This window comes from Frateuria edaphi, from assembly GCF_021117405.1.
Classification (GTDB): Bacteria; Pseudomonadota; Gammaproteobacteria; order Xanthomonadales; family Rhodanobacteraceae; genus Frateuria_A; species Frateuria_A edaphi.
On record NZ_CP088251.1, the window covers coordinates 3,625,694 to 3,639,401 of the forward strand.

Here is a 13,708-nt window from a genome sequence, read left to right on the forward strand (position 1 = left end):
CTTGCGCTCCTAAAGGTAGGTGGTCACGGCCGGGGGGTTCATCCAGTTGTCGTGGCGACCGTCGAAGTAGCGCACCGGCGCGCGGGCCAGTTCCTCCGGACTGGCGTCGTCCAGGCAGGCGAGGTTCACGCTGACGAAGTCGCCGCCCAGCTGCTCCAGGTGCCCGGTGCCGAAGGGCTGGATGCCGCATTGCCGGCAGAAGCGGTAGTGCATGCTGTGGGTGCCGAACTGGTAGTCCGCCAACGCCGCTTCGCCTTCCAGAAGGCGAAAGGCCTCCGGCCTGACGATCGCGCCCCAGCGGCGCGTCTTGCTGCAGATCGAGCAGTTGCAGCGGCCGGTGCCGGCGGAAAGATCGATGTCGGCGGCAAAACGCACCGCGCCGCAATGGCAGCTGCCGTGATAGGTCCTGGTCATGCGTGTTCCCCGGCCGTGGTGATGGACGATGATGCGCCGCGCAGCAGCGAACGCGGCGTGGGCGCCAGGCGCAGGGTTTCGGGCAGCGCCTCCAGGCAATGGACCCAGGCTTGGACGATCGGGTCGGCGGCCGCGGCGGCGCGGTGCCGTGCCTGCGCCGCGGCATCGGCGAAGGCGGCGAACCAGACGAATACGCTTTCGCCTTCGCGCACCGGGAGCCGCGGGAAGGTGTTGCGCGCCGGCTCGGTGACGAACTGTCCCAGCACCGGTGCGCCGAGGCGCTCCAGCACGGGCCGCACCTGCGTATCGAAACTGCGCGCCAGCGGCGCGGCAGCGGACGGTGGCACGGGGCAGATCGTGGCGCTCAGCAGGCCGGCAGGCGAGCGTTCGCCAAGTCCCGGGCGTGGCATTCCCTGCACTGCGAAAGGCTGGGTCGGGCGCAGTAGCAGCACGTCGTCCGAATCGAGCATCGTCGCGTTGGCGGCCTCGCGGTGAGCGCGCCAGACCGGGCCGTCGTAGAACGCCGCCAGCGCCGCGGCGCGCGCGGGCATGTCCGGAAAACTGCGCAACCAGACGAAGCGATCCGGATCGTCGAGGTCGCGGTACTGCCCTGGCAGGGCCATGCCGAGCGCTTCCTGCGGCTCGATGAACTCGCGCTCGAAGAGCTCGACCAGCCGCTCGCGCTGGCCGGGACGCAGCGTGTACTGGCGCAATTCGAATACGGCGTGGGCGCTCATGGGCGCCGTCCGAACAGCGTGGCGACCAGCGCCAGCAGGGTCATCCGCCGGGATGGCTGGCGCGCGGCCTCGGCCGGCAATCGATGCGGCCCTTCGACCAGCCGGTTGCGCCCGGCCAGCGGGCGGTAGGCGTCGGCGATGCGGTCGAGGATCGGATGCACGATCGTCCTCCTCACGCCGCCACCGCTTCGCCAACGCACCACGGCGGCAGCTGGGCATGCTTGAACAGGCGATACCAGTGTTCGCGGTCGCCCGGGCCGTAGAGGTCCAGCGTGCGGATCACCTCGCGCGCGAACTCCACGCTCCCCAGATGGCTGGCGGTGATGGTGCCGCCGTCGCTGACTGCCAGTACCGAGGCGTCGTACTGCGCGCTGCCGGCGTAGCCCGGTACCTGGGCATCGATATGACCGGCCCAGTTGCCGGTGTGGCGGCAGCGGTCGAGCAGGCCAGCGCGAGCCAGCGCCAGCACGCCGCTGTCGATGCCGGCGACCACCGAGCCGGCACCGTGCAACTGGCGCAACGCGGCCACCGCCGAGGCGCCTTCGCCGCGCTGCCACAGGTGACCGCCCGGCACGATGGTGAGCGCGGCACGCGCGAAGTCGAGCTCGGCAAGGCTCAGCTCCGGCTGCACCGCCAGGCCGCCCATCGAGCGCACCGGCGCGCGGGTGAAGCCCACCGTCGCCACCTGCCAGTCGCCCGGCCGACGCACCTCGCACAGCGCCAGCGCTGCCTGCCAATCCGCAAAACCGTCGAACACCAGGAAATGGATCGTGTCGCGCATCGCGTTGCCTCCTTTGCAAGATGGGCAGGATGCGCCGGGGCTGCTGCCAGCGTGATGTCAGCAGTGGGGCAAAAGGCGGACCCCATTATCCCGGGCTCATACCTGCAGGCCGAAGGCGAAGCACCCCGAATCCGCTTTGCCAGGCCCGGCGCGGAGGGGGCCGGGTGCGTCCCGCCATTCACGCGCACCCCGTAAAATGCGCGTTCCTTCCAGCCACGGACCCGACATGAAGCCTGTTTCGCTGATCCAGTTCCTGATCGAGGAGCGCCGCGCCGGCCACATCAACGCCGAGCTCTCGCTGCTGATCGAAGTGGTCACGCGCGCCTGCAAGCGCATTGCGGTGGCCACCAGCAAGGGCGCGCTGGGTGGCGTGCTGGGCAACGCCGGCAGCGACAACGTGCAGGGCGAGGCGCAGAAGAAGCTCGACGTGATCTCCAACGAGATCCTGCTGGAAGCCAATGCCTGGGGCGGCCACCTGGCTGCCTGCGCGTCGGAGGAGATGGAAGATCCGCAGCCGATCCCGGACATGTACCCGAAGGGCAACCACCTGCTGCTGTTCGATCCGCTGGATGGCTCGTCCAACATCGACGTGAACATCTCGGTGGGCACGATCTTCTCGGTGCTGCGCTGCCCCGAGGACGTGACCGAGCCGAAGGTCGAGGACTTCCTGCAGCCGGGGACGCAGCAGCTGGCCGCCGGCTACGTGGTGTACGGCCCGGCCACGTTGCTGGTGCTGACCTTCGGCCACGGCACGCACGAGTTCACGCTGGACCGCGAGGTCGGCAGCTTCATCCTGAGCCGGCGCGACATCCGCATCCCCGAGCAGACCGCCGAATTCGCCATCAACATGTCCAACCAGCGCCACTGGGAGGCGCCGATGCAGCGCTACGTCGGTGAGCTGCTGGCCGGCAGGGAAGGACCGCGCGGCAAGGACTTCAACATGCGCTGGGTCGCCTCGATGGTCGCCGACGTGCATCGCATCATCACCCGCGGCGGCGTGTTCTTCTATCCGCTGGACGCCAAGATCAAGGCCAAGGGCGGCAAGCTGCGCCTGATGTACGAGGCCAACCCGATGGCCTTCATCGTCGAGCAGGCCGGCGGCGCGGCCACCACCGGGCGCGAGCGCATCCTGGAGCTGCAGCCGACCGGCCTGCACCAGCGCGTGCCGGTGTTCCTCGGTTCGAAGGGCGAGGTGGAAGTGGCCACCCGCTACCACCGCGAGGCGGACGTCGCCTACGCCTGAGGACCCCGGGCAGGCGCCCGTGCGCCTGCCCGGTCCCGCCCCGGTTTCGCCATCGTCCTGCCGCACGCTTCCCGCCGACTTCCCGACCTATCGACGATGGCCCGACGCCTGAGCCTCCTGCTGCTGTTGACCGTGGCCCTGGCCGGCTGCGCACCCGTGCGCAAGCCGCCGCCGGTCCCACCGCCGCGCAAGCTGGTGGTCGGGCTGGCGCTGGGTGGTGGCGCGGCCAAGGGCTTTGCGCACATTGGCGTGATCAAGATGCTGGAAGCCAGCGGCATCCACGTGGATGTCGTTGCCGGCACCAGTGCCGGCAGCGTGGTCGGCGCGCTGTATGCCAGCGGCATGGACGCCTTCGCCATGCAGCAGGCGGCCATCTCGCTGGACGAAGCCTCGATCCGCGACGTGCGGCTGTTCAGCGGTGGCCTGGTGCAGGGTCGGAAACTGCAGGATTACGTTGACGGGCTGGTGCGCCAGCGACCGCTCGAACGGTTGAGGCTGCCCTTCGCGGCGGTCGCCACCGAGCTGGAGACGGGCCAGCGCAAAGTGTTCCGCCAGGGCGACACCGGCCAGGCCGTGCGCGCCTCCTGCAGCGTGCCCGGCGTGTTCGAGCCGGCGGCGATCGGCGGGCGGCATTATGTCGATGGCGGCGTGGTCAGCCCGGTGCCGGTCGACGCCGCGCGCGAGCTCGGTGCCGACTTCGTCATCGCGGTGGACATCTCCGCCCGCAGCGACGGCACGCTGCCGGATGACATGTTCGGCATCGTCGGCCGCTCGGTGGTGATCATGGGCCAGCACCTGGGCGCGCAGGAGCTGGCGCGCGCCGACGTGGTGATACGTCCCCGGGTGAACGACATCGGCGCGGCCGACTTCGCGCAGAAGGAGCGCGCGATCATGGAAGGCGAGAAGGCGGCGCTGGCGGCGATGCCGCTGGTCCGCGCACGGCTGGCCGCGGCGCAGCTGGCGCCGCCGGCGATCGCCGCACGACCCAGCCGCCCTTAGCTGGACTTCAGCCCACCGGCACGCTTCCCCCGCATCCCGGTCGGCCCAAGCCCAGCCTACGCGAACCATGGTGTGACCGGCCGCACTGGAGCAAGCACCGATGCGCTGCTAGCGTGGACCCTTTCCTCGCGAGAGCGGCCCATGCCCCCTTCCCTGCGCCTCCTGCCCCTGTTCACCCTGGCCCTCGCCCCGCTGGCGTGGGCCGCGCCCGGCAAGGTCGACCCACGCATCGACCAACTGCTCGACCAGCTCGGCAAGGTGCGCATGGTCCACGCCGTGCAGCTCTCGCCCGATGGCCAGCGGCTGGCCTGGGTGGTGGACAGCCACGGCAAGCCGATGATCCAGCTTGCACGCGCCGATGGCACCGGCGCGCAGGCGCTGGCGATGGGTGATACGCCCTGCCGGCAGGAGGAGATCGCCTGGTCGCCCGACTCCCGCCACCTCGCCTTCCTGTCCGACTGCGGCGGCAAGGCCGGCGATATGGACGTCTATGCGGCCGATGTCGCCAGCCAGGTCGCTCCGCACCGCCTGGCCGACCTGCACGGTTACGCGCATGACCTGGCCTGGTCCGCCGACGGCCGCACGCTCGGCTTTCTCTATGTCGAAGGCGCCACCCGCCGCGCCAGCGCGGTAGCCGCGGCCAAGCCTCAGGTCGGCGAGGTCGGCGTCGAGGGGTTGGAGATCCAGCGCATCGCCACGCTGCCCGCCAGCGGCGGCACGCCGGCGCTGGTGAGCCCCGCGGACAGGTACGTCTACGAATTCAGCTGGTCGCCGGACGCCCGGCAGCTGGCCTACGTCGCGGCGCCCGCGCCGGGCGACAACAACTGGTGGATCGCCAGGCTGTACGCCCAGGACGCCCGCGCCGGCGCCGCGCCACGCATGCTGGTCGACCCGAACACCACCGGCCCGTTGCACCGCCTGCAGATGGCGCTACCGCGGTGGTCGCCGGACAGCCGGCGCATCGTCTTCGTCGGCGGCCTGATGAGCGACCAGGGCGCCACCGGCGGCGATCTCTACGCGGTACCGGCCGCGGGCGGCGCGACGGTCGACCTTACGCCGGGCATCCACGTCACGCCGTCGTGGTTCGCCTGGACGTCGCCTCGCACGCTGCTGGTAAGCCAGGTGACCAACGGCCGCAGCCAGCTGGCCGACTATGCGGTCGATGCGCAACGCGCCACGCAGCAGCGCGTGCACTTTACGCTGCCGGCCAGCATCGGTGACGGCAGCGCCTCGATGGGCGTGTCGCTGTCGGCCGACCACAAGCGCATCGCGTTCGTGCAGAGCTCCTACACCGCCGCACCGGAAGTACACGCCGGTCCGCTCGGCCACGAAGCTCCCCCCGCGGTCACCGCGATCAACGCCGCGCTCGCTCCGAGCTGGGGCAAGGCCGAATCGGTCGAGTGGGAGCATGACGGCCGCCACGTGCAGGGCTGGCTGCTGTACCCGGCGCACTACGATCCGAACAAGACCTACCCGATGATCGTCAGCGTGCACGGCGGCCCGTCCAGCGCCGTGATCCCGCGCTGGCCCGGCGTCGGCTACGGCAGCGTGCCGTTCTCCACCCTGGGCTACTTCGTCTTCCAGCCCAACCCGCGCGGCAGCTTCGGCCAGGGCGAGGCCTATGTGCAGGCCAACCGCAAGGACTTCGGCTACGGCGACCTGTCGGACATCCTCGCCGGCATCGATGCAATCGAAAAGAAGCTGCCGGTGGACGACCAACGGCTGGGCCTGACCGGCTGGAGCTACGGCGGCTTCATGAGCATGTTCGTGCCCACGCAGACCGACCGCTTCCACGCCGTGGTGGCCGGCGCGGGCATCGCCAACTGGCAGAGCTATTACGGGCAGAACCTGATCGACCAGTGGATGATCCCGTTCTTCGGCGCGTCCGTGTACGACGACCCGGCGGTGTACGCCAGGAGTTCGGCGATCAACTTCATCAAGCGGGTGAAGACGCCGACGCTCGTGGTGGTCGGCGATCGGGACGCGGAGTGCCCGGCGCCGCAGTCGTTCGAGTACTGGCATGCGTTGCGCGCGCAGGGCGTGCCGACCTCGCTGGTGGTGTATCCGGACGAGGGCCATCACTTCGTCGATCCGGCGCACCAGCGCGACGTGCTGCAGCGGGCACTGGAGTGGTTCGTGAAATACCTTCCGGCCCGCTGACCGGTTTGCGCCGGGCCGGAATCCCGGCCTGGCGCTTTATTTGGGCGGATCGCGCCGCTGCGTGTGCTTGACCGCCCCCAGGATCCCCAACCCGAACACCACGATGACCCCGGCACCGATCCATTGCAGCGGCACGTGCATCAGCCAGGCGACATAGGCCAGGCCGCCGATCAGCACGATGATGCCGACGAGGTAGAGCGAGAACGAGGACATCGCGTGGCCTCCGTGGCGTGGATTCCATCGGAAGCAGAGCGGTTGGGCGATCACCGGCGCGTGAAGCCGTGCCGGGTGCCTATCGGCGCCGGCTGCAGCCGGCGCCCGGGGTGATCGCCGGCTCGATCCCTGGCCCATTGACGCGCCGTTGCCGCCGTCCGCTCCACGCTGCATGGAAGCAACGGAGCCCGAAGGCGTGAACGAAACCACCCGTCTGTCCCGCTACGCCCGCATCGGCGCGTTCCTGCTGCGCTATCGCAAGGCCGGCCTGTTCAGCGGGCTGGAACTGGACATCCAGGAGGCGGCGCTGGCGGACGAGGAAGATGCGTTCAGGCCGGGCCAGCCCAAGCAGTTCGTCGACGACCTGGAAGCGCTGGGGCCGACCTTCATCAAGGTGGGCCAGGCGCTGTCCACGCGTCCGGACATGGTGCCCGCGCCTTACATCGCCGAACTGGAACGGATGCAGGACGACGTCATGCCGGTGCCGGTGGACGAGATCCGCAAGATCGTCGAGGCCGAACTGGGCGCGCGCATCGGCACGTTGTTCGCCCGCTTCGACGACCGGCCGCTGGCCGCCGGCTCGGTCGCCCAGGTGCACGCGGCCACGCTGCGCGACGGCCGCGAAGTGGTGCTCAAGGTCCAGCGCCCGAACATCGCGCAGACCCTGCGCGAGGACCTGGCGATCCTGGAGAAGCTCGCCGGCGCGGCCGACCGCATGACCGACGTCGGCCGGCGTTACGGGTTCGTCGGCCTGGTCAACGAACTGCGCCACAGCCTGGCCAACGAGATCAACTTCGAGCTGGAGGCGGAGAACCTGCGCCGCTTCGCCGAGAACCTGCGCGGCTACGACACGCTCTACGTGCCCTTGCCGCTGGCCGACTTCACCACCACGCGCGTCCTGACCATGCAGCGCGTGCGCGGCATCAAGGTCACCCACATTCCCGCCTTGCGGCGCATCGAGCATCCGCTGCACGAGCAGGCGCGCGAACTGCTGCGCGCCTACCTCGACCAGGTGTTCCTGCACGGCCTGGTCCATGCGGACCCGCATCCGGGCAACGTGTTGCTGATGGAGGACCAGCGCCTGGCGCTGTTCGACCTGGGGATGGTGGTACGGCTGGTGCCGCGCACGCGCCAGTTGCTGCTCAAGCTGATGCTCGGCGCCATTTCCGGCAACGGCGATCAGGTCGGCGACATCAGCGAAACGATGGGCACCGCGCTGGAGGACTTCCGCCGCAATCTCTACCGGCGCCAGGTCGAGCAGCTGATCGCCAGCTACGTGGGCCTGCACAACTCGAGCCGGCAGTTTTCCGAGGGCCGGCTGGTGCTGGAGCTGGCCCGCGTGGGCGCTTCCTGCGGCCTGCGCCCGCCGGCGGAACTCTCCATCCTGGGCAAGACCCTGCTCAACCTCGAGGCGGTCACCAGCGCGCTCGATCCGACCATCGACACGCGTCGCGTCGTCGAGCAGCACCTGCAGCAGGTGCTCAGGCGGCAGGCGCTGGGGACGCTGTCCCCGGCCAACCTGGCGACCGAGTGGCTGGACCTGCAGGAGCTGGCGCGGCACACCCCGCAGCATGTGGCCGCGATCCTGCGCACGCTGGCGCAGAACCGCCTGCGCGTGCGGGTGGACGGGCTGGAAGAGTCGCACATGATGGAAAGCCTGCAGAAGATCGCCAACCGGATCAGCACGGGGGTGATCGTCGCCGCGCTGGTGATCGGCGGCGCGCTGACCTCGCGCATGCACAGCGGCCCGATGCTGTTCGGGCTACCGATCCTGGCGGTGCTGTTCATCGCGGTGGCGACGGTGCTGGGGCTGAGCCTGGTGATCAGCGCGCTGCGCCGCGACGGCAAGGTGGAGCGGGCCGCCAACCGGCCGCCGGACTAGCGGGATCCCGCGCAGGAGCGGCTCGTCAAAACAACGAGCCCTGCGGCGAGGCCACGCGCGGCGGTTCGAAGCGCGAGCTATCCAGCTCGAGTTCGCGCGCGCGACCGAAACCGTGCCGGCGGCAAGCTACCTCGAAACGCCGCTTGAGCAGCTGTGCGAACACGCCTTGCCCGCGCATCCGCGTGCGGAAGTCGCTGTCGTAGTCGCGCCCGCCATTCATCTGCTGGACCAGACTCATCACGTGCTCGGCGCGCTGCGGCGCGTGCAGCGCAAGCCACTCGCGGAACAGCGTCTTCAGCTCGTAAGGCAGCCGCACCACGGTGTAGCCGGCACAGCGTGCCCCCGCCGCATGCGCCTGTTCCAGCACCGCTTCCATGTCGCGGTCGTTGAGCGCGGGGATGATCGGCGCGACCAGCACGCCGACCGGCACGCCGGCGCCGGCCAGCGCCGCGATCGCCTGGATGCGCCGGTGCGGCGCGCTGGCGCGAGGCTCCAGCTTGGCGGCCAGGTGGTTGTCCAGCGAATTGACCGAGATGAACACCTGTACCAGCCGGTCGCGCGCCATGGCGGCCAGCACGTCCAGGTCGCGCTCGATCAATGCGTTCTTGGTGACGATGGTGCAAGGGTGGCGGCACTCGGCCAGCAGCTCCAGCGCACCGCGGGTCAGCCGCCAGCGCTTTTCCACCGGCTGGTAGGGGTCGGTGTTGCTGCCGATGTTGATCGGGCTGGGCACGTAGCCACGTTTGCCCAGCTCCGCGCGCAGCACTTCGGCGAGGTTGCCCTTGGCACGCAGCCGCGTCTCGAAGTCGAGACCGGGCGAAAGATTGAGGTAGCTGTGCGAGGGCCGCGCGTAGCAGTAGATGCAGCCGTGCTCGCATCCGCGATAGGGGTTGATGGCCTGGTCGAAACCGATGTCCGGCGAATCGTTGCGACTGATCACGCTGCGCGCGCGTTCCTCGGTGACCTCGGTGCGGGGGCGCGGCGCGTCGACATCGAGCAGCAGGCTTTGCCAGCCATCGTCCTCGGCATGATGGCGTACGCTCTCGAACCGCCCTTCCGGATTGGAAGCGGCGCCCCGGCCCTTGATGGCGTGCGGCGGTAATTCGGACATCGGTCCAATCTAGCGCGCCGGCGTCTCAGGCGACGCGACCCCCACGCAGCCGTGCGCGGGCGAAGCTACACTCGGACGTCCAAACCTTGCGTCCACCAGGGAGATTTCCCATGTCCACGCTCCATCCGGTCCAGGCTGCCTTCGTTGACAAGGCGCGCATCGGCAAGGCCGACTACGAACGGTTGTACGCCGAGTCGGTGCGCGACCCCGAGGGCTTCTGGGCGAAGGTGGGCCAGCGGCTGGACTGGGCGAAGGCGCCCACGCAGGTGAAGGACGTGTCCTTCGATCCGGCCGACCTGCACATCCGCTGGTACGGCGACGGCACGCTCAACGTGGCAGCCAACTGCCTGGACCGTCACCTGGCCGAGCGCGGCGACAAGACCGCGATCATCTTCGAGGGCGACGATCCGAACGAATCGCGCCGGATCAGCTACCGCGAGCTGCACGCGGAAGTGTGCAAGTTCGCCAACACGTTGAAGCACCTGGGCGTGGCCAAGGGCGATCGCGTTGCGATCTACCTGCCGATGGTCCCGGAGGCGGCCATCGCGATGCTGGCCTGCGCCCGCATCGGCGCGATCCACTCGGTGGTGTTCGGCGGCTTCTCGCCCGATTCGCTGGCCGGGCGCATCGCCGACTCGCAGTGCCGGCTGGTGGTGACGGCCGACGAAGGCGTGCGCGGCGGCAAGAAGATCCCGCTGAAGGCGAACGTCGACGAGGCGCTGGAGCGCCCCGGCACCAGCAGCGTGGAGACGGTGGTGGTGGTGCGCCGCACCGGCGCCGCGGTGGCGATGCAGTCGCCGCGCGACCGCTACTGGCATGTGCTGATGGATGGCCAGAGCGCCGACTGTCCGGCCGAACCGGTGGAAGCCGAACACCCGCTGTTCATCCTCTACACCTCCGGTTCCACCGGCAAGCCCAAGGGCGTGCTGCATACCTGCGGCGGATACCTGGTGTTTGTCAGCTACACCCACGAATGCGTCTTCGACCTGCGCGAGGATGACGTCTACTGGTGCACGGCCGACGTGGGTTGGGTCACCGGCCACAGCTACGTGGTGTATGGCCCGCTCGCCAATGGCGCGACCACCGTGATGTTCGACGGCGTGCCGAACTATCCCGATTGCAGCCGCTTCTGGCAGGTGATCGACAAGCACAAAGTGACGTTGTTCTACACCGCGCCCACCGCGATCCGGGCGCTGATGCGCGAGGGCGAGGCGCCGGTGAAGACGACCTCTCGCGCCAGCCTGCGCCTGCTCGGCACGGTCGGCGAACCGATCAATCCAGAGGCCTGGGAGTGGTACTGGCGCGTGGTCGGCGACGAACGCTGCCCGGTGGTGGACACCTGGTGGCAGACCGAGACCGGCGGCATCCTGATCACCCCGCTGCCGGGTGCGACCGACGCCAAGCCCGGCTCGGCCACGCGGCCGTTCTTCGGCATCAAACCAGCGATCGTCGATGCCGGCGGACAGGTGCTGGACGGTGCGGCCGAGGGCAACCTGTTGATCACCGATTCCTGGCCGGGCCAGATGCGCACGGTCTACGGCGACCACCAGCGCTTCATCGACACCTACTTCAGCGCCTACCCGGGGAACTACTTCACCGGCGATGGCGCGCGTCGCGACGCGGACGGCTATTACTGGATCACCGGACGCGTGGACGACGTGATCAACGTCTCGGGCCACCGCATCGGCACCGCCGAGGTCGAGAGCGCGCTGGTGGCACATCCGAAGGTGGCGGAGGCGGCGGTCGTCGGATGCCCGCACGAGATCAAGGGCCAGGGCATCTACGCCTACGTCACCCTGGTCGCCGGCGAGGAGGGCAGTGAGGAGCTGCGCAAGGAGCTGGTGGCCTGGGTGCGCAAGGAGATCGGTCCGATCGCAACGCCCGATCACCTGCAATGGGCGCCGTCGCTGCCCAAGACGCGCTCGGGCAAGATCATGCGGCGCATCCTGCGCAAGATCGGCGAGAACCAGCCCGAGCAGCTGGGCGATATTTCCACCCTGGCCGACCCGAGCGTGGTGCAGAAGCTCGTGGACGAGCGGTTGGTCAGGTAGCTATTCGCAGGGGCGCCTTGGCGCGACCGCCGGGAGCATGGTCGCGCCCAGGCTTTTGAATAGGTCGGTGGCTTCGTCGCGCCGCCGGCTGATGCTACCGTCCGTGAATGCCGATTCCGCCTACCGACGTCCCCGCCGTTGCGGCCCAGCTGGATGACGACTCGCTGCATGTGTGGCGGCTGTCCTATGATGCCGGCCGCCGCCGCGCGCCCCTGGTGGCGCTGCTCGGCAGCTATCTCGGCGTGCCCCCCGATGCCGTCCAGCTGGTCGAAGGACCCCACGGAAGACCGCACCTCGCGCCCGCGCAGGCGAGCGCGCTGGATTTCAACTGGTCGCATAGCGGCGACTGCGCCCTGGTGGCCCTCGCGCGGCGCGTCGCGCCCGGGGTCGACGTGGAGCGCCTGCGCCCGCGACCCCGTGCACTGGAACTCGCGAGACGCTATTTCCAACCGGCCGAGGCTGCGTGGCTGGCCGCGCTACCGGTCGACCAGCGCGATGAAGCATTTCTCGCACTGTGGACGGCCAAGGAAGCCGTGCTGAAGGCGCTCGGACGTGGCCTGGCGTTCGGCCTGCACCGGCTGGAAATCGGCCTGGACGCCGGCAGTCCGGAACTGCTGCAGCTGGCGGACGAGGACGCCGACGCCTGGCAATTGCATTCGCTGGACGCAGGTCCCGGATACCGGGCGGCCATCGCGTGGCGAGGTCCGCCCCGCGGCATCCGGCAATGGGTACTTGCCGACGCCGGTTGATCGGCGCAGTGTTTCCGGTCCCTGGTTCCCTTAACGGCGTCCATGACCCTGCTCAGCGTCAACCTCAACAAGATCGCCGTGTTGCGCAACTCCCGCGGCGGCACCGAACCGGACATCCTGCGCGCCGCGCATACCTGCATCGAAGCAGGCTGCGGCGGCATCACCGTGCACCCGCGGCCCGACCTGCGCCACGTGCGCCCCGACGACGTGCGCGCACTTGCCACGATGCTGCGCGGCAGGGTCGAGTACAACATCGAAGGCAATCCGTTCGCGCCCGCCCGGGGCCCGTATCCGGGACTGGTCGCGCTGGCCCGCGAGGTACGCCCCGCGCAGGTCACGCTGGTGCCCGACAGCGACGGCCAGATCACCTCCGACCATGGTTTCGACCTCGCCGCCGACTGCGAACGGCTGCGGCCACTGGTGGCGGAGCTGCGCGAGATCGGTTGCCGGGTGAGCCTGTTCTTGGACGCGGGAACTCGAGGCTTCGAACGGGCGGTGGCGCTCGGTGTCGAGCGCATCGAGATCTACACCGGCCCTTATGCCGAAGCGTTCGCCGAAGGCGACGCCAGGAATGCCCTGGCCGCATGCGCGGACACCGCGCGACGGGCGCAGCAGGCGGGGTTGGCGGTCAACGCCGGACACGATCTCAACCAGGCCAATCTAGGCGGCTTCAAGGCAGCCATTCCGGGCCTGGCCGAAGTATCGATCGGGCATGCCCTGATCGGCGAGGCGTTGTACGACGGGCTGGCGCCGACGGTCCGACGGTATCTTCAAATCCTGCGCTGAGCGCTCGTGGCTTTCCGTCGGGCGGGCTTCGACCCTACCGTCGGTATTCGTTAGCGTGCGATGGCTGCAGCCGCTCTACGTCCTCGCGGCGGCTCCCACGCCGGGCATGCGCTTTTCCAAAAGCAAAACCCCCGCTTGCGCGGGGGTTTGCCGGTAGCGTTAATCCGCCTGAGATCATTGCCCTTCGGTGAAGCCGATCTTGGTCAAACCGTAGCTCTTGGCGTCGGCCAGCACCCGGGCGACCGACTCGTAAGCCACGCCGTCATCCGCATTGATCTGGATTTCCGGCTGGTTGGTCTGCTGGGCGATGACCGCCATCTGTGCCTTCAGGCCCAGCTCGTCGACCGGCGTGTCGTTCCAGTACAACGCGCCGGCGCGATCGATCTTGAGCCGGATCGGCTCAAGCGGATTTTCCGGCTGGACGATGTTGGGGTTCGGCTGCGGCAGATCGATCTTCACCTTGTGGGTGAGCATCGGCGCCGTGATCATGAAGATGATCAAGAGCACCAGCATCACGTCGACCAGCGGCGTGACGTTGATGTCGGCCATCGGGCCGCTGGTGTTTCCGGAACTGAAAGCCAT

Annotated in this window: 14 protein-coding genes; 7 read left to right on the forward strand and 7 right to left on the reverse strand. The window is 69.1% G+C overall.

Annotation, left to right across the window (positions count from 1 at the left end):
• Positions 1-9 precede the first annotated feature (9 nt).
• The 4 genes from LQ772_RS16735 to LQ772_RS16750 are packed head-to-tail and all read right to left on the reverse strand — an operon-like array spanning position 10 to position 1,932.
• Complete coding sequence (locus LQ772_RS16735; RefSeq protein WP_231322553.1) at positions 10-414, reverse strand: GFA family protein; 405 nt, start codon at positions 412-414, stop codon at positions 10-12.
• Entirely contained in the window at positions 411-1,151 is a 741-nt protein-coding gene (locus LQ772_RS16740; RefSeq protein ID WP_231322554.1) for an NIPSNAP family protein, read from the reverse strand. The genes LQ772_RS16735 and LQ772_RS16740 overlap by 4 nt, the downstream gene beginning before the upstream one ends.
• Complete coding sequence (locus tag LQ772_RS16745) at positions 1,148-1,312, reverse strand: hypothetical protein (RefSeq protein WP_231322556.1); 165 nt, start codon at positions 1,310-1,312, stop codon at positions 1,148-1,150. The genes LQ772_RS16740 and LQ772_RS16745 overlap by 4 nt, the downstream gene beginning before the upstream one ends.
• 11 nt (positions 1,313-1,323) lie before the next feature.
• On the reverse strand, positions 1,324-1,932 hold the full coding sequence (locus LQ772_RS16750) for a DJ-1/PfpI family protein (RefSeq protein ID WP_231322558.1): 609 nt from the start codon (positions 1,930-1,932) through the stop codon (positions 1,324-1,326).
• Positions 1,933-2,158: 226 nt separating this feature from the next.
• Here LQ772_RS16750 and LQ772_RS16755 point away from each other — a divergent pair, with 226 nt between their 5' ends.
• The 3 genes from LQ772_RS16755 to LQ772_RS16765 all read left to right on the forward strand — a co-directional run bounded on the left by LQ772_RS16755 (position 2,159) and on the right by LQ772_RS16765 (position 6,334).
• Positions 2,159-3,175 carry a class 1 fructose-bisphosphatase gene (locus tag LQ772_RS16755; protein ID WP_231322560.1) on the forward strand — a complete coding sequence of 339 codons (1,017 nt, stop codon included), beginning with the start codon at positions 2,159-2,161 and terminating at the stop codon, positions 3,173-3,175.
• A 51-nt stretch (positions 3,176-3,226) separates the two neighbouring features.
• The gene (locus LQ772_RS16760) at positions 3,227-4,174 is read left to right on the forward strand and encodes a patatin-like phospholipase family protein (RefSeq protein WP_425600858.1); all 948 of its coding nucleotides are present in this window, start codon (positions 3,227-3,229) and stop codon (positions 4,172-4,174) included.
• Positions 4,175-4,315: 141 nt separating this feature from the next.
• Positions 4,316-6,334 (forward strand): S9 family peptidase, encoded by a 2,019-nt coding sequence (locus tag LQ772_RS16765; RefSeq protein ID WP_231322564.1) that lies wholly within the window; start codon positions 4,316-4,318, stop codon positions 6,332-6,334.
• 36 nt (positions 6,335-6,370) lie between these two features.
• On the opposite strand, the gene LQ772_RS16770 is transcribed toward LQ772_RS16765, so the two are convergent.
• Entirely contained in the window at positions 6,371-6,547 is a 177-nt protein-coding gene (locus tag LQ772_RS16770; RefSeq protein WP_231322566.1) for a hypothetical protein, read from the reverse strand.
• A gap of 196 nt (positions 6,548-6,743) precedes the next feature.
• On the opposite strand from LQ772_RS16770, the gene LQ772_RS16775 reads away from it, so the two are divergent.
• Complete coding sequence (locus tag LQ772_RS16775; RefSeq protein ID WP_231322568.1) at positions 6,744-8,429, forward strand: ABC1 kinase family protein; 1,686 nt, start codon at positions 6,744-6,746, stop codon at positions 8,427-8,429.
• A 25-nt stretch (positions 8,430-8,454) separates the two neighbouring features.
• Here the strand turns inward: LQ772_RS16775 and LQ772_RS16780 are convergent, their stop codons facing one another.
• A complete protein-coding gene (locus LQ772_RS16780) occupies positions 8,455-9,540 on the reverse strand; it encodes a PA0069 family radical SAM protein (protein ID WP_231322570.1) in 1,086 nt (361 codons plus the stop codon).
• A gap of 110 nt (positions 9,541-9,650) precedes the next feature.
• Here LQ772_RS16780 and acs point away from each other — a divergent pair, with 110 nt between their 5' ends.
• From acs to LQ772_RS16795, 3 genes are all read left to right on the forward strand, one after another.
• The gene (acs, locus tag LQ772_RS16785) at positions 9,651-11,591 is read left to right on the forward strand and encodes an acetate--CoA ligase (protein WP_231322572.1); all 1,941 of its coding nucleotides are present in this window, start codon (positions 9,651-9,653) and stop codon (positions 11,589-11,591) included.
• 107 nt (positions 11,592-11,698) lie between these two features.
• Positions 11,699-12,340, forward strand: a complete 642-nt coding sequence (locus LQ772_RS16790) for a 4'-phosphopantetheinyl transferase family protein (RefSeq protein ID WP_231322574.1) — start codon at positions 11,699-11,701, stop codon at positions 12,338-12,340.
• 42 nt (positions 12,341-12,382) lie between these two features.
• Complete coding sequence (locus tag LQ772_RS16795) at positions 12,383-13,126, forward strand: pyridoxine 5'-phosphate synthase (protein ID WP_231322576.1); 744 nt, start codon at positions 12,383-12,385, stop codon at positions 13,124-13,126.
• A 174-nt stretch (positions 13,127-13,300) separates the two neighbouring features.
• Here LQ772_RS16795 and LQ772_RS16800 read toward each other — a convergent pair whose 3' ends face one another.
• Positions 13,301-13,708, reverse strand: a complete 408-nt coding sequence (locus LQ772_RS16800; protein WP_231322578.1) for an ExbD/TolR family protein — start codon at positions 13,706-13,708, stop codon at positions 13,301-13,303.